We start from the raw sequence: 15,939 nt of genomic DNA, 5'->3' as shown, positions 1-15,939 counted from the left end.
TAATGTTCAAAGAAGCGACTGTCAAATTTGTGTGAAGGCCAAAATATAGAAAGAGGCGAATAGACGGATTCCGCTAGACTGTGCATCTATCAGAAATTTCCGCAATCCGCCTATAATGTATTATTTACCCGTTTGGTCCTGCATAGAAGCGGCGATTTTTGCCATTTCATTTAATGGAAGATTATCACTTGTAATTCGGAATTCAAGACCGTCAATTGTCCAGGTCAAGGTCTGTAATTGCTCCCCTGTCAACAGTCCAGCTGTAAATCCTAGATCAACCAATTCACCCGCCACTAATGAAGCAGTTCGGTCAGGAGATCTTGATTCCGAGAGCGTGAATTGATATGTACCGTCGTATCTCAGTAATACCAGGCTTCGCTCACTATCATCAACGACTTTGTCATCTTTGTATACTACGCCATCAGGGAGATAAGTCGGAATAATTACTCCAAACGGATCTGACAAGGCTGGCAATGATTGTGCTGTTGAAGAATCCGAGCCCTCCGGACCTGCAACAGGCTCCCCAGTTCCTTCGCCTTGCGCCGTCCAATCATCCTGGAACTCTTGATTACTACCATTCGTACCTGCTGCTGACTTTTCAACCAGCATTCCATTCTCATCAACCTCAAGCATCGTTCCTTGCGAATCCCGTGCCGCTGTATCCAGATTATGCTGCATATCAAACGATTTATTATCAAATTTTGCATCAAAATCAAATTTATCGAACTTCACCTCAACAACCACTTTAGCCTGTGCATCTGATACTTGAACCTGTTTTGGCGCGTAATCGTTTTTTGCCAGCCATATTTTTTGACGGACGAGAGCATGCGTATTGTAATTAGCCGCCACCTCAAAAACATAGCTCTCTTTATCGTCTACAAATTGCCGTGAATTATCGCTTAGAATGCTGCGTACTAGAGTCTGGTAAAGATACACCTGCCCTTGATTCTCCGGCCAATCACTCTGGAAGCGGAAGCTCTTGTTCAGGCTAGGCGTCAACACGTACACCCCCTGCTCATTGCGAAGTACAATTTGAGTTACATCCTTCTCTGCATTCGTAAGCGCAATCCGGTAAAAAGAAGGGTTCTGATACCACACCTCTACCTTGTACTCTTGGGGCTTATCACCAGTATACAGCGTCATGGTGCCAGCACCCTGGTAACTCTCCAACTTCGTAACGACTTTGTCCAAATCCTTGACAACACCCGCGGCGTCTTTTTTTCCACATGCCGCAAGTACCATGCTTAGCACTATCACGATGGTTAACATCATTGTGATCCGACGCATGAGAACATCCATCCCCTCTGCAAGTTGATTTCCTAAACTGATAACATGTCTATGAGGGACCTTGGACGATTATGCGGACAATCTTGACGAGCATGCAACGAAATATTGTACAGCTACAGTCTGGTACTACAATGTTCATGCTATTGTTTGCGACTATAGATACATGATGGCCCGATGTAAGAATTGAACACTATATATGCATTTATGTTTCACACGAAAGTAAAAGCCTGCAAAAGTGCAGGCTTTCATAAGAGAACAATCTCGATGAAGTAAAAAAAATGCAAAAATGCAGGAATCCTATGCTAGTTTGGTCAGGAAAGTAAACTAAGTGAGATATAGATGTACTTTTGCAGTTATTTTGCTAATTCAAGCTTATTTTTTTAGAAAAGATGTACTTTTGCAGGAAATAGTTCTGCTCTCCATACTTCATCAATTGCTAACTCCATTTATATTTATACGAGTGGTCTATCGATTAATGTTGCAAAATTAAACTGATGTCTATGTCCATCATTTACTGTTGTCGATCCTGTTACGAAATGAACATGCTTACCGTTTCCTACAGGAATGGCAGGTCCAGTTCTGATCCTCTTGAGATTGTGAAAATGATTCAAAAAGTCAGTTTTCGATAAGTCAATTTCGTGAACATGACTGTTGCCAGCACGAATTGCTTGCCCTGTAACTCCTGCAAATCGGTGGTTATGTCTGTCAGCGCCTTGCTCAGCAAGTTTTGTACTTCCTTCGAACTCATGCACATGTCTTTGACTTCTTGTTCCTGTACTCCGCTTTTGAGATGTTTTCCGCACCATGTAGCCACCTTTCCATTCGATATCATGATCCTAATATCTTATGAAATAGCGAATGAGAAGTGTGGGCAATGGCGCATTATACTAACACTCTCTGGATATTGCTATAGTCGAGTAATGTGTTCTCCGCTTATCCCTCTGGCAAGGTAACCCCTGTATAGATCAAAATCAATTTAATTTGTTTGTTTTCTACTTACAAAATAAACCCGTCGCTTATTCAACGACGGGCTTACGATCATTCTATTTGAAGCTTCCTTCACATCTTCTCAGCATATTCTTCTTGCACTTGTTGCATATGCATATGCCTGCGTCCCAAAAGAAGAAACGGTAATCCAAATGCTGTGGTCAGTGCAACAATCGTAAAAATAAGAACCGACGAGGATGATCCGTATATATCCAGCAAATACCCGCCTAGCAACGGAGCTATAACGTTACCGAGATTGTTAAAACCGAAAACTCCGAAATAAGTCCCTCTTAATTCCGGCTTGGCGATTTGATCTACCAGCACATCGGTCATTGTAAACATCAAAACTTCTCCAACCGTGAAAATAACAACCCCTATCAAAAAAGCGGACACGGTATGGAATGCCCCGAAAACAAACAAACTGCATGAGACAAATATATTCCCAACAATTAGAGGAGTGATTGGCGAGAAGCGACTGGCCATTCGGACAAGTGGAAACTGAACGATCAGGACAACAACGGCGTTTAAGGATAGCATATAGCTGAACCATTTAGCTCCGTCCGTAATATCAGGACTCATTTCCATGTACTGTGGCAACGTCGAACTAAAATGTCCATATCCAAGCACGCAAAAAATCATCCCAATCAACACGTACACAAACGTGCGATCGCTTCCTGTAACTCTCATGGCTCCAGCTAAAGAGAGCTTGTCCGCTTCACTGCGCTCAGCCTTTCTCCCCATCTGAGAGTTGATCAGGAATTGAATGACCAATACAATGCCATACAAGAAATAGATGAGACCGGCAATATAGAAGGCTCCCCCTGATGACGACAAACCTAATTGAAGTCCAAGGATCGGTCCGACGACTACACCTAGGTTAATAGCCGCATATCGGAGGTTGAATACAAGAAGCTTATTTTCTTTAGGTGTAATGTCAGCAAGCAATGCACGCGATGTCGGCTCAAATAAAGCTCTGCACAATCCGTTAAGTGCATTCACAACAAAGAACATCCAAATCTCGTCTGCAAGCGCAAATCCAATAAATACGAATGCCCAGCCAAATACGGAGATGAACATCACCGACCTTCGCCCGATTACATCCGAGATATATCCGCCATAAAAGCTGGCAAATACCCCAATGAGGGAGCTGACCGCTACGACTATGCCTGTCTCTGAAGGGGATGCTCCTAATGATTTGATCAAATAAATGGACAGGAACGGGATGCTCATAGATGTTCCCATACGGCCAAAAATCGTACCCACTATGATCGTCCATGATAATGGATGAATGCCTTTAAAAGCTTTAAACATGAAGCACACCTTCTTAAATTATGTAAATTTTAACCAAATGATAAAATTGAACAACGATCAATTATGTTAAGTGATCATACTATATCACTTCATTAGTGTAAAGTAATGTCATTTCCTTCACACCAGGTTTTGTTGTAATATGATCTGTACATCAAAAGTGCATCGAACTCTAGATTTTCAGGAGGCTTATAGATTTGAAATCAAATCCAACATCACTGCAAAAAGGACTTCTGCCACGCCATATCAGCTTTATGGCTATGGGGGGAGTTATCGGTACGGGCATCTTTAAGGGAAGCGCGGAAACTGTAAGCTTGGCTGGCCCTGGAGTTGTATTCTCCTACGCATTTGCGGGTCTGCTTCTCCTTATTGTGATGGGGGCTATTGCTGAAATGGCAACGGTTTACCCTGGACTAAACATGAAAGATTTTATACGGAATGCTATGGGGGAACGTGTTTCCTTCGTTGTTGGTTGGCTCTATTGCTTCATGTGGTACTCGGTCTGTGTAATCGAGATTATCGCTGCGGGAAGCTTTCTGCAATTTTGGCTGCCTGATATCCCACTGTGGATTCTTAGCCTGGTCTGCGCATTGTTTATCGTAGCTATAAATATGTTGAGTGTTGGCGGCTACGGTGAATTTGAATTTTGGCTTGCCGCAATCAAAATAGGTATGATTATTGTTTTTATCGTATTAGGTGCTGGAATTGTATTTGGGATCATTCCTGGAGCAGAGACCACAGGCCTGCATAACCTAACCAAATACGGTGGTTTTTTTCCTAACGGATATGCAGCGATTTTCTCAGCCCTGCTTGTTGTCATGTTCTCTTATGGCGGATCAGAACTGATCGGGATTACGTTATCTGAAACACAGAATGCAGAAAAAGTGCTGCCTAGGGTTGTAAAAAGCTTTATTTTACGAGTCATATTGTTTTATACGCTGCCCATTCTTGTCATTTGTACATTAATTCCGTGGAACAGTCTGAATGAGAACGCCAGTCCTTTCGTACAGGTGCTCACTTCCGCAGGACTTCAAGGCTCTGCACATTTGATGAATTTCATACTGATCACGGCTGTATTATCAGCCGCAAACTCCGGGATTTACGGGGCAACACGTATGCTTCATTCTATGGCCGTCGGCGGAGAGGCACCACCATCATTAGCTCGCCTATCATCCAAAGGAGTTCCAGTAAACAGCCTTAGATTAAGCGCTATTGTCTTAATACTCGGTTCCATGATTGCTTATTTTGCACAAGAGGGATTGTTCCGTCTGCTAATGGCTGTTCCTGGCTTTGTCGTGCTGCTTGTATGGATCAGCATATGTATTGCCCAGCTTAAGCTTAGAAAACAATATCCTTCCAAACCAACCTTCAAGCTCTGGGGATATCCTTACATCACTCTTTTCGGAATTTGCTGTCTATCCATTATCGCTCTGTTCTTCTTGTTTGATGCTCAGAACCAGATTAGTATAGGTATTTGTCTTGTTGTGTTCGTTGTCTTAACAATATGGTCCAAATTCCGCTTCCAACCGAAATCGAATAAGGATTAACTGATTTCTCCTGTATCTCCGTTAACACCGCCGTGATAAAATGAGTGTTATCGGGTTTTATAAATCCTGGCCTGCCTTTTGGAGGAAATTATGGAGATTCAATTAGGAACTGAGTATGTTGTAAAAAAACCGAAAATTCCGTTTCGTGCTAAGCTGGCAAACAGAGTACGACAAACCTACCGATACGATACCGCCTTTTGGCGTAGCAGCATTGCCGGCCCATGGGGGGCCGGCATCTTCGTGTTTTCATTATCTGCGATGGGAATGCCTACTGGCTTTGGAGCCCTCATCGATATCATGCTGTTCGCATTGGCCGGTACAACAGCCATGTATGTAATATCTCATGCTATCGCAATTTTACTAGCATTGACGGGATTACCTGTCCCCAGATTATTCGCAGGCTCTGCCATTTTTAGCTGGGCAGCTTCATTTGTCGCCTTTTTCATAGAGGATCAGGACTTTATTGTTGCAGCATATATCTCAATAGCTATTATGATTGCCGGATTGCTTATTGGATTATCCTTCGGCCTGCTCATGAATAAAAGAGTAAACCTATATAACAAAATAGGCTTTGTTGCAGTGATCTTCACAGCCTGTATAACCATCGTACTGTGGCCTAGCAAATATGAGAATGCTGCCGTTATTCAAATGGATTCAGTAGATGAAATGTCATCCGAGAACCCTGCTGAGAATGGTCCATATAAAGTACAGCATTTCAATTACGGAAGCGGCAACGATGTATGGCAAGCTGAATTTGGCAAGAGAGTTGATCTAGTCTCTGATTCTGTGGACGCGAGCACATATATTACAAAATGGTCCAAATTCAGAACCGTATACTGGGGCTTTAATCAAGCTGCTCTCCCCCTTAACGGAAGAGTATGGATGCCTGAAGGAACGGGTGCATTTCCGCTTGTCCTGATCGTTCATGGCAATCATTTGATGGAAGACTACTCTGATGACGGTTATGCCTATCTCGGAGAGCTTCTTGCGAGCCGCGGATTTATTGCGGTATCGGTAGACGAAAATTTTCTTAATTATTCTGTATGGACGGGTATTCCGGATAATGATATGCAAACTCGTGCCTGGATTCTTTTGAAGCATTTACAGCAAATTGATAAATTCGCAGTCGATCCAAGCACCTCTTTTTATAATAAGGTGGACTTTTCTCAGATTGGCTTGATTGGTCATTCACGTGGAGGGCAAGCTGTAGCAATGGCAGCGGATTACAAGCGTTGGTTTGCTTTGGATACTACATTAGATGATATAGATGAATATAACATTCAAGCAGTTGCCGCTATTGCACCAACCGATAAAAAAATCGATGGAATGTACACCAAATTGCAGGATGTGAACTACCTGACTCTCCAGGGCGCACGTGACGGTGATGTGAAAGATTTTGATGGAGAACGCCAATACGCCCGTACTACGTTCACCAAAAATACAACAGACTTCAAAGCTTCCCTGTACATTGCTGATGCGAACCATAGTCAATTTAACAGTGGATGGGGCGGACATGATATAAGCTATCCGAAGGGTATTCTGTTAAGCCGGAAAGGAATGTTGTCTGCAGAAGAACAAAGAAAAATTGCAAAAGTATATATTTCTGCTTTTCTTGAGGCAACACTTCATGAACAGGAGCAATATCTTCCTTTATTTCATGATTATCGTACTGGCCTTCACTGGTTGCCGGAGACATCCTATTTAAATCGGTATGAGAGCGGACAATTTGTTCCTTGGGCTCGCTTCGATGAAGATGCTAATCGGATGAGCATTCCGCAAGGTGGAACAGCAGTTGGCAAGGAAGTTAAGTGGAAAGAAGAAGAAGCTAAAAATCGAAGCCGATCGGGTAAAGGGACACGCGGAGCCGTACTCGAAAGAGATGGTGAAGAAACGGCAGCCTCGACCTACAGTATTAGCTGGAAGCATGCGGCTCCTTCGGGTGATGAGGTTACGAATTCATCGAAATCGCAATATCTCTCCTTCTCATTATCGGATCGCAGCTACGAGCTGGAAACTAAGCTTGAGACAGAGATCGACGAATTATCAAAACTTGATATCGATGTGGAAATTGAAAGCGTGGATGGCGTAATATCTCACCAGCCCTTGTCCAGATTCATGAGTATCTCGCCACTTCCCGAAACCAGATACACTTTACTTCCCTGGCTGGATCTTAACTTGTCAGACGGTAAATATAAAGACCCGACAGAAGCCGTATTTCAAACTTATATGATCCCTCTGTCTTCATTTACCGAGGCTAATCCAGTAATCGATCTCTCTGGAGGAATCAAGCGATTGACCTTCCGGATTAACGGAGGGCCAGGTATCATTATGCTTGATGATATCGGCATCCATTACAATTAATCCTGCGAAATGTATCATAGCCGTTACCATCACACATTCTCCTCATAACCTAATACAAAGGAGGATGAGTGAATACATGGAAGCCTATTATAACTGTATGCGTTTGAAGAATAGAAATGTTCGTATCTTGACTAGAGACGGAAGTCATTATAAAGGAACAATCGTTGATGTCGACCACAATTATGTTTATTTACGTCCAATGTCTAGAGGAAATGTGCAAACATCTGCTTTTTATCCGTACCCATACTCTGCTGCTAATGATATTTTGACATTAAGCCTTTTCACCCTACTTGCCATCGCACTTATCTGATCAAAATAATTCATTTACCGGACAATTATAAAAGAGGTGCCAGAGCCATTTTGTTATGGCTTTTGGACACCTCTTTTATGTTCTGCAAGCTTTAAAATCTAGTAATTTAGACTCATTTATCTACCTGATACTAATTGACGAAGTAGGTACATTATCTTATAATATTCTATTTATGACAGACATAATAGGAGATGTGGAGTATTGATGAAGACATCGCTTACAAGAAAAGTTTTTTGCAGGAGACTACTATTGTTCTTATGTTTTATGCTGCTAGGTTCTCTCATTGGATTACCAAATTCAGTACAAGCGTCCTCAGCCATAGTGAACCCGAATCAGGTCTATTCCTATTCAATTATGCAAAGAGATATCGAGAAGCTAGCTGCGGCATACCCTGAGCTCATATCCTATGAATCCCTGGGACAGACCAAGTACGGTCGAGAGCTTTGGGCGATTAAGCTTGGCAGAGGCGAATCGACTATATTTCTTAACGGATCACATCATGCCAGGGAATGGATGACCACTACTCTTTTGATGAAAATGATAGATACATATGCTGCTGCTTATTATAATAATGCAGAGATTTCGAAAAATAACATACGTGATTTACTAGACAAAGTCACAATCTGGATTGTACCCATGGTGAACCCAGACGGAGTAACCCTGTCCCAGCAGGGAACAGCCGGATTATCTTCATCCTTAGCAAAAACGTTAAAACAATATAATGGTAACAGTACTAACTTTAACCGCTGGAAAGCGAATATGCAGGGGATCGATCTTAATCGTCAATATCCTGCTAACTGGAGTAATATTAAGAATTCCAAGGGATACCCATGGTATCAAAATTATAAAGGGAAGCAGCCCGCTCAAGCTCTGGAAGTGCAGATCATGATGAATTTTACATATAAAATCGATCCTGAATTAACTATTGCCTATCATAGTTCAGGAGAAATCTTATTCTGGCATTACAACACATTAAGTAAAAATCTAGCAAGAGATAAATCAATAGCCTTGGATATTAGTAAGCTTACAGGATACTCTCTAGTTCAGCCGGAGAAAAACCCTTCCGGAGGAGGGTATAAGGATTGGTTTATCCAAGAATTTGACCGCCCTGGATTGACCATCGAGATCGGGGAATATGTTGGTGAACGAAGCTTGGCATTAAGTACTTTTAAAGGAATCTGGGCCGAAAATGTCGGGGTTCCTTTATATTCCGCACAGAAATCATATGCACTATGGCTTGAGAAGCAAAAGGTTCAATATTTGCAGCAGACCATGAGCTTGTTAGGAGACACGAAACTATATTCTAAAATCAATGCCTCGAGCGGGGTTTCTGATCTGGAGCCGCAGGAGGTCGAAATTACTGCACAGAAGGGCGACTGGTATCAGGTAAATACCCATCAAGGCACAGGGTGGATTCATCCTTCTCCAGGAATGCTGATCAACATTGAGAATATCAATGCAACGGTGAACCTGCAGGAAGATACCCTTACTTATAAATATCCGGACTCATTCTCTCCGAAGGTGTCTATTGCCTCCCCGCAAACTGTTCAGGTAACAGGAAAATGGGATAAGTGGCTGCTCGCCTCTTTTGAGAATGGCAATTGGTGGATCGACGGTCGCAAGCTGGAGCTTCAAGAGCCAATGGAAGAAGCTGCTCCTGAAGCTACCAAATAATTAGATTTATTATTCATATATCTAAAACCCATACTCAATGCTAGTATGAATTCCATCAAAATATAGTAAATCACCCTCATCATAATTCCAAACCGCTTGTAACGTAGTCGGCTGTTTAATGCCATTATGGTCCTCATAATCGCTAATGATGGCCGTCCATGTTACTTGCTCTCTTTTCCCATCCATTGCAATGGCTTCTCGATCCTCTGTTGTAAAAGAAGTCATTTCCCCTTTTTCATTAAAGGTAAATATCCCACTAGCGCTTGTCCCGTAACAGGATATAGTTGCTTTTGCATGCAAATCATCGATTTCTTCCCATGTTACATAATCCTGCAATGCAGCATCAGGAGCCAATAGACTCTCAGATAAAAAAGTGACCAGACTCGCTCGGTCCATATCTTCACCTCTTTGATCAAACAGCGTAATGAGCTTTGCTATTACACCCTTCATAGAGCCTTTGCCATCTATGTACGAATCAATGCCTTGAAATGGAACTCCAAACATGGAGCTATCAATTAATGCAATTCTGATTGGTTTATTTACTATATTATATTGTGTATAATCGACTTTTATCGTAGATTTACCTCTGCCTAACGAGAAATCAACATTGTTAAAAGCTACTTTCATATAGGACATTTTAGGTGTTCCAATAAATCCGCAATACCTAAAATATTTTTGTACAGGGGCAGGTAAATCTGCAATGTCTGCTTCCGTAAAATATTGTTGTTCTTTCTCATTGTTCATAGCAATTGCTTGTTTTTCTCTATTAATAGAGATGTTAAATTCCCGTGTAGTCTTAGAGTAAGGAATGTTAAAAAATATAACGATCAAGCCTACAATTACTATAATCACTCCTAAAAATATCCCCATTCTTCTATTCCTCCTTCTCATTTTGCTTCTCCATTTCAGCGATATTATCAGAAAGCTTCACAAGTCCGTTGTAAAATCCTCTTAGCAAATCCTCATCAAACCCATTGAACAATTTATCTATAAAGAGCCTTTCAACTTCCTCTCTCTTCTCAAAATAATCCATGCATTTTTTTGTCAGACAAACTCGAATCATACGTGCATCCTTAGAATCCTTAATCAATTGAACAAAACCTTGCTTTTCGAGAATTACAGCCATCTTCTTTACATTTTGCCTGGAGTTCCCGATCAATGCGGAAATCTCACTGATCGCAAGTGATCGATCCCCAAATTTCAAAATGATGGCGATAAAGAGCCATTGCTTAATCGTAATGTTAGGATCTTCTTTATCCCCTAGTACTTGCATTCGATTGGCTAATGTAAACATGTTTCCAAAAATATATTCCTTCTGTCCTATATCCTTCATGTGATCTCCTCCCACTTAAAGGTAACTAGTTACGTTTACTTTATGTAACCAGTTACCTTTTTGTCAATAATTTAAAGCACACAAATAATGAATTTTGCAGTGCCTCTATAAACTATCTTCTAATATATACCGATAAAACAATAAGTTTACACGCATCATGTTTTACAACAACTATTACGTAGGAGAGGAAAAAACAATGACAATGACAAGACATCCAGTAAAAAAATTCATCTTCACCCTGGCCATTTTTGCACTCATATTTGGTGGAAGCATTCCAGGAAAGGCTGCTGCCGAAAAGGCAGCAACAGCTGCTTCCAGCAACGCCATCGTTTATTATTTATCAGATGATGATAGTCTGTATCGTGTAAAAACTGATGGCAGTCCTTCCGAGAAAATGCAGGACAGCTTTGAAGGCTATAAGGTAAGAAAAGCCGGAAACTATATGTACTACTACTATGATGATGAAAACACTTCTATCACAACTCTGCAACGAATTTCGTTAAGTGCGCCCTTGACTGCCCCAAGCAACTTTGGTGGAGATAAGGAAATTTTATATTATGATACATCAGGCAATTATGTTTACTACATGAATGAGGACGGCAACATCTATCGTGCATTAGGCGATGCATCGAGCAACGCGGAAGCCAAGCTGATCGCAGATCATGCCAACACGGAATTTCCTAATTTCTCTATAATAAATGGACGTATATACTATAATGCATTAAAAGATGGGTACACCACCTGGGCAGCCTCCAAAGCGGCTGACGGAAGCGGTAATGTACAATGGATTGCATCCGGAGCTGTAGAAGGCTCGTTTTTTGTACACACGTATAACTCTACCCTGTATCTGATGGTCAATACGAATCCGGCTGAAACACAGTATTCCACCGACTGCGTAGTTCTTTACTATTTGCCGATCAACGGCGGAACCGCCAAAGCAGTTAACGCCAAAGCTCCACTGGACGTAAACGCAGTATATTCAGGTTCTTGGATCAACGATGGTTATGTGTACAATAAAGGGATTCGACTGGACTCGAAAAAAGAATATGATTACACACTTGGCAAGGGGCATATTATTACGAAAAGTGGAACAACCTTTCCGCTAAATAAGACTGGGGTATACGACATCGTCAATTCTGGCACTAACAAGCTCGCTTATGTAGATGCCTATGGTAAAGCCCATGTTAGCACCATTACCAACAACAAAGTGACTTCCACCAAAACAATTCAAAGAACCAATGTTTCACGTATCATAAACCTTATGAATAACGGTAAGGTCAAGTCAACCATCCTGTTTGCAGGCAGCGGAACCTATGTACTTAACGACGATTTGTCCACTAAAAAGCTGGAGGGAATCGAATGGGACAACTCCACCTATGAAGAAGGAATTCCAGGTATTTTCTATGCCAATTCAGCCGACAACTATCGTCTCTATCGAATGAATGATGATGGTAAAGCATCCGTTAAACTCACTGATGACAAAGTGTCAAGCGTCCTGCTCATTACCAAACCTTAGACCCAAAGCTACATTGTAAAAAGACGTGAATGAACGATGACCCGTAAGATGAACACTTTAAATAAAGTGTCCAGCTTTACGGGTCATTTGTGTTTATTATTATTTTAACAACACATATCGCCAACCACTCTGACTATCGATGTCCTCCCTGCTAACAAACAGCGTATCGCTTTCCGTGCGATCCTCAATCTTGAGCTTTTCCAGAATATACTCTACTGTCTCAGGCTCGTAATGTCCCGGCATCGCTATCGCTGGTTTAAGCTGCTCCAGTGCTCTAACGGTCTTATCTTTACCAAACCCAAATCCGCCGGCATCGGAAAAAACAGAAATAGATACATCTATTTTTCCAAGCGCCTTAAGCTGATCTTCGGTTAACTCAGTCTGTGCCATATCTCCAAAATGGGCTATTCTGAGGCCATCTACCTCAAATAAATAGATCATATCCGTAGGATTGGCAGGATTAAATTCACTGCTATGGCTCGCGGGAATACCTGTGACTATAACGTCATTTACCGTAAATGTCTCCTCTTTGTAACGGGAAACCCGGCTTCCCTCAATTTTCTGCTTCAAATAGGGCACTAGAAACTGTGGATCAGAGTGATCCGGATGAGTATGGCTTACGGTAACTATATCTGCTTTAATCAGACCATTTGTGTTTGGAACGAGGTTCGGGTCTGCTATTATTACCGTTCCCTTGGAAGACACAATCGCATAAGAATCATGTCTGGCTGTTTCTTTGGAAGTTGTAAGAAGCTTAATCATGGTCTTGCCTGAATCATTTTTGAGCGTAGTTGTATCTAGTGTGATAGCTCCCTCTTCCTTTTGTGCCCCCTGATCCGCGTCATTTATCCCGTTGGCCTCACCCTGCTTATTCTGAGACTGCTGCACCGAATTCTCCGTCAAACTGCTATTAACCTCTTGATTGTTAACTGTCCCTGAACAACCAGTCATCCAAACAACCAAAATAGCGACCATACTCCACATTTGAACACGACGGACAATTTTTCCGTTCATTTCATAATCCCCCTTATGTCTTGTTGGAGTGATTGTATCTCAACCAACCTGACGGGGAACATGGCGGATCGACCGAAATGAACTGCAAATCGACAATTTAATGATGTGATGTCAGCCAGCAATGCAGCTTGCGGTATTCGGTTGGCGTACACCCGGCGTAATTCCGAAAGCTCCGTATGAAATGAGCGTCATCACTATATCCGATCATGTGAAGAATCTCATCGTTCGGAAGCAGTGTATTTCCCAGCAGCGAGGCCGCAGTCTGCATGCGTATATTACCCAGATAGGTCATAACGGATTGACCTGTGCCAGCTCTGAATTTTGCATTTAACGTTGTTTTGTTCGTATGAAAAAGCTTTGTGAGATGCTCCAGCTTAATTTTTTCGCGATAATGAACATGCAGATATGTAACAACAGCTTTAAGCTCGTCGTCTAGCTTAATGAGAGGAATTTCTGAAGGAGATAGAGTAAGCTTGTAGTTACGGCTAATCAAAAACAACAGCTCCATTAAATACGATCTGCTGCGGCAGGGCCAGTACGTGTCATGCTGCGTGAACAGGATCTCGTCGATTTGCTCCAGCAAATTCGAAATATGGCGCGCTGTAGCGGTATCTAACGGGATGCAGCCATAATAATATGGTGAACGCTCCAAAAACGGGTTCAAGCACCATACATCCTGTGAATCGCTGCCCAGAAGCGCTTCTGGATCTGCGAGATTTTGAAAAGTAAAGCGGTTGTTTATGATATCCGGATTAAAATAAATCGCCTTGCTCTGCAGCCCCGTACAACTTGAAATATCCAGCTTTGCTGCCTCATTAAGACAGTATACCGCAGGGGCGATCAGTCTGTAGCTCTGTGAATCCAGCTCAATGATCCCCGTTCCCTCTTCAATCAGCAGCAGCCGATATCTGGTTCCCGCACCGATATTCCCCTCTTGTATTGTCTCTAAATCACATCGCATGACATGGATTAATCCGGGATAATGAAGACGACCTATTGTTACCAATTCCATAACCAGTTGCTGCCTCCCATCAATTGATGGAATTAATATAGCATAGTTGCTGATCGTTAACTATAATCGTTAAAAAGAAACCAGTTTAACCCGCTGCGGTTCTTCCCTTGAGCTAATCCTGCATTAATCAACGCAAGTGTTCCCCAGCCTACAAGTTAGAATAGGATCAAGTCAACTCAATTCTTCCCCTACTCCTTTGTTGACGAAATTTTTTTTCAATATTAAACTGTTAATTAAGAAATTAAATTTCAATATGATCAGCTCATTTTTTATTTATATTGAATTTGCCCTAACATTGCGGCACAGGAGGAAATGAAAGATGACGACGACACCAAACATTATCGTAATGAACCATCCAACTAGAGAGCAGCTTGAAAAGATTTACGATATTTTAGATGAATGCTTTTCCGTAGGCCGGGCTTTTTTCCAAGAAAGATTAGACCTCGACACCTCATATGATCCAGATACAACATGGTTTGCGACGGTTGACGGTGAGATTGCTTCTAATGTACAAATTTTTCCTCTTTCTATTAGAGTCGGTCAGGCGATCTTGAAAACGGGTGCAATGGGCAGCGTCGGTACAGATCCAAATTATCGCGGAATGGGACTAGCGCACAAAATTCTTAACGCACAAACAATTTACATGAAAAGAACCGATTATGATATAAGTTTGCTTCTGGCCAGTAAGCATGCGTTTTACGAAAAGGCTGGCTGGAGACTTATTCCCGAGACTGCCTACGCAATTGAAAAGCCAGTAAGCTTTGAACAGCAAAGCAGTGACGAAATCATTCCTTTTGAACCTCGTTATCTCGATGATATTCGTTTCATCTATGAACAATTTAGTCAAAATCGCACCTATACCGTCGTTCGCAGTGAAACGTATTGGAATGATCTATTAAGCTGGCCAGAATGGAAAAAAGCAGATTGTCTTCTGCTTCGCCGAAATGAAAAAATCGTTGCTTATGGCATTATTGAGAAGAAGAATACGGAACAAGTATTTATGAATGAATTGCTGTATTTAAACGAAGCAGAGGACGGCGTTGAAGCTATGTTCCATGCCCTATGTCAGCTTCGCCCGAATGCAAAACAAATATTAGCGATGTTGCCAGAGGATCATAAGCTATATTCCTATTACCAAGAGCATCAAGCACAATCGATGCAAATTAATATGGCAATGTGGAAAATGATCAACTTAAGTTCAACCTTCCATAAGCTTCAGCCTGAATTAGAAGATCGTCTTAGCCGTAGCAACATAATTGCAAACCAGGATCTGCATATTGCACTGCAATGCAATGAGGACTGTATCTATCTGGATTACAAGCATAAGCAGCTTTCCGTTTCCGATGCTAGTAATCATGAAAATGTCTATACTTCAATAGTTGTGGATGAGCGTGATCTAATGACGTATATCATGTTTGGCTATAATGAGGCAGGCGCAGCAAAGGACAGTGCTGAACATGCTAATATTTTGCAAGCTTTATTCCCGAAACAACAAGCTGTGTTTTATTTGACCGATAAATTTTGAGCATTTTTGATTCATACTATTTTACAGCCTATTAATTAAAGGGTGTGTCGCAAGTCCAACTGCTC

At 41.7% G+C, this 15,939-nt stretch carries 13 protein-coding genes; 6 read left to right on the top strand and 7 right to left on the bottom strand.

Annotated elements, in window-relative coordinates; translation table 11 throughout:
* Positions 1-120: 120 nt before the first annotated feature.
* From BLS49_RS14250 to BLS49_RS14240, 3 genes are all read right to left on the bottom strand, one after another.
* Positions 121-1,287 (bottom strand): outer membrane lipoprotein-sorting protein, encoded by a 1,167-nt coding sequence (locus tag BLS49_RS14250; protein WP_091231653.1) that lies wholly within the window; start codon positions 1,285-1,287, stop codon positions 121-123.
* 452 nt (positions 1,288-1,739) lie between these two features.
* Positions 1,740-2,093 carry a YmaF family protein gene (locus tag BLS49_RS14245; RefSeq protein WP_091231650.1) on the bottom strand — a complete coding sequence of 118 codons (354 nt, stop codon included), beginning with the start codon at positions 2,091-2,093 and terminating at the stop codon, positions 1,740-1,742.
* A 253-nt stretch (positions 2,094-2,346) separates the two neighbouring features.
* On the bottom strand, positions 2,347-3,585 hold the full coding sequence (locus tag BLS49_RS14240; protein WP_091231648.1) for an MDR family MFS transporter: 1,239 nt from the start codon (positions 3,583-3,585) through the stop codon (positions 2,347-2,349).
* Positions 3,586-3,779: 194 nt separating this feature from the next.
* Between BLS49_RS14240 and BLS49_RS14235 the strand changes: the two genes are divergently transcribed.
* From BLS49_RS14235 to BLS49_RS14220, 4 genes are all read left to right on the top strand, one after another.
* Positions 3,780-5,129 carry an amino acid permease gene (locus BLS49_RS14235; protein ID WP_091231644.1) on the top strand — a complete coding sequence of 450 codons (1,350 nt, stop codon included), beginning with the start codon at positions 3,780-3,782 and terminating at the stop codon, positions 5,127-5,129.
* A 90-nt stretch (positions 5,130-5,219) separates the two neighbouring features.
* A complete protein-coding gene (locus tag BLS49_RS14230) occupies positions 5,220-7,490 on the top strand; it encodes an alpha/beta hydrolase family protein (RefSeq protein ID WP_091231640.1) in 2,271 nt (756 codons plus the stop codon).
* A gap of 76 nt (positions 7,491-7,566) precedes the next feature.
* Positions 7,567-7,800, top strand: coding sequence for a hypothetical protein (locus BLS49_RS14225; RefSeq protein WP_091231636.1), 234 nt, complete (start codon positions 7,567-7,569; stop codon positions 7,798-7,800).
* A 249-nt stretch (positions 7,801-8,049) separates the two neighbouring features.
* A complete protein-coding gene (locus BLS49_RS14220) occupies positions 8,050-9,474 on the top strand; it encodes a M14 family metallopeptidase (protein WP_245742423.1) in 1,425 nt (474 codons plus the stop codon).
* 21 nt (positions 9,475-9,495) lie between these two features.
* Here BLS49_RS14220 and BLS49_RS14215 read toward each other — a convergent pair whose 3' ends face one another.
* Positions 9,496-10,344 carry a DUF6544 family protein gene (locus tag BLS49_RS14215; RefSeq protein WP_091231629.1) on the bottom strand — a complete coding sequence of 283 codons (849 nt, stop codon included), beginning with the start codon at positions 10,342-10,344 and terminating at the stop codon, positions 9,496-9,498.
* A gap of 4 nt (positions 10,345-10,348) precedes the next feature.
* A complete protein-coding gene (locus BLS49_RS14210) occupies positions 10,349-10,807 on the bottom strand; it encodes a MarR family winged helix-turn-helix transcriptional regulator (protein ID WP_091231626.1) in 459 nt (152 codons plus the stop codon).
* A 196-nt stretch (positions 10,808-11,003) separates the two neighbouring features.
* Here BLS49_RS14210 and BLS49_RS14205 point away from each other — a divergent pair, with 196 nt between their 5' ends.
* Positions 11,004-12,323, top strand: a complete 1,320-nt coding sequence (locus tag BLS49_RS14205) for a DUF5050 domain-containing protein (RefSeq protein ID WP_175471419.1) — start codon at positions 11,004-11,006, stop codon at positions 12,321-12,323.
* A 99-nt stretch (positions 12,324-12,422) separates the two neighbouring features.
* Here BLS49_RS14205 and BLS49_RS14200 read toward each other — a convergent pair whose 3' ends face one another.
* Both BLS49_RS14200 and BLS49_RS14195 read right to left on the bottom strand, forming a co-directional pair.
* Complete coding sequence (locus tag BLS49_RS14200; protein WP_091231619.1) at positions 12,423-13,337, bottom strand: MBL fold metallo-hydrolase; 915 nt, start codon at positions 13,335-13,337, stop codon at positions 12,423-12,425.
* A gap of 97 nt (positions 13,338-13,434) precedes the next feature.
* Positions 13,435-14,349: an AraC family transcriptional regulator gene (locus BLS49_RS14195; protein WP_091231616.1), complete on the bottom strand. Its 915-nt coding sequence runs from the start codon at positions 14,347-14,349 to the stop codon at positions 13,435-13,437.
* 319 nt (positions 14,350-14,668) lie between these two features.
* Here BLS49_RS14195 and BLS49_RS14190 point away from each other — a divergent pair, with 319 nt between their 5' ends.
* On the top strand, positions 14,669-15,874 hold the full coding sequence (locus BLS49_RS14190) for a GNAT family N-acetyltransferase (protein WP_091231612.1): 1,206 nt from the start codon (positions 14,669-14,671) through the stop codon (positions 15,872-15,874).
* Positions 15,875-15,939 lie beyond the last annotated feature (65 nt).

Source organism: Fontibacillus panacisegetis, assembly GCF_900102215.1.
In the GTDB taxonomy this organism is placed as follows: domain Bacteria; phylum Bacillota; class Bacilli; order Paenibacillales; family Paenibacillaceae; genus Fontibacillus; species Fontibacillus panacisegetis.
The sequence above is the reverse complement of the archived record's forward strand: the minus strand, read 5'-3'. Positions and strand labels throughout refer to the sequence as shown.

Excerpts from the sequence above, each read along its gene's own strand:
- BLS49_RS14250 (WP_091231653.1), bottom strand. The coding sequence starts at position 1,287 with ATGCGTCGGATCACAATGATGTTAACCATCGTGATAGTGCTAAGCATG.
- BLS49_RS14200 (WP_091231619.1), bottom strand. The coding sequence starts at position 13,337 with ATGAACGGAAAAATTGTCCGTCGTGTTCAAATGTGGAGTATGGTCGCT.
- BLS49_RS14190 (WP_091231612.1), top strand. The coding sequence starts at position 14,669 with ATGACGACGACACCAAACATTATCGTAATGAACCATCCAACTAGAGAG.
- BLS49_RS14210 (WP_091231626.1), bottom strand. The coding sequence starts at position 10,807 with ATGAAGGATATAGGACAGAAGGAATATATTTTTGGAAACATGTTTACA.
- BLS49_RS14215 (WP_091231629.1), bottom strand. The coding sequence starts at position 10,344 with ATGGGGATATTTTTAGGAGTGATTATAGTAATTGTAGGCTTGATCGTT.
- BLS49_RS14230 (WP_091231640.1), top strand. The coding sequence starts at position 5,220 with ATGGAGATTCAATTAGGAACTGAGTATGTTGTAAAAAAACCGAAAATT.
- BLS49_RS14205 (WP_175471419.1), top strand. The coding sequence starts at position 11,004 with ATGACAATGACAAGACATCCAGTAAAAAAATTCATCTTCACCCTGGCC.
- BLS49_RS14245 (WP_091231650.1), bottom strand. The coding sequence starts at position 2,093 with ATGGTGCGGAAAACATCTCAAAAGCGGAGTACAGGAACAAGAAGTCAA.
- BLS49_RS14195 (WP_091231616.1), bottom strand. The coding sequence starts at position 14,349 with ATGGAATTGGTAACAATAGGTCGTCTTCATTATCCCGGATTAATCCAT.
- BLS49_RS14240 (WP_091231648.1), bottom strand. The coding sequence starts at position 3,585 with ATGTTTAAAGCTTTTAAAGGCATTCATCCATTATCATGGACGATCATA.
- BLS49_RS14225 (WP_091231636.1), top strand. The coding sequence starts at position 7,567 with ATGGAAGCCTATTATAACTGTATGCGTTTGAAGAATAGAAATGTTCGT.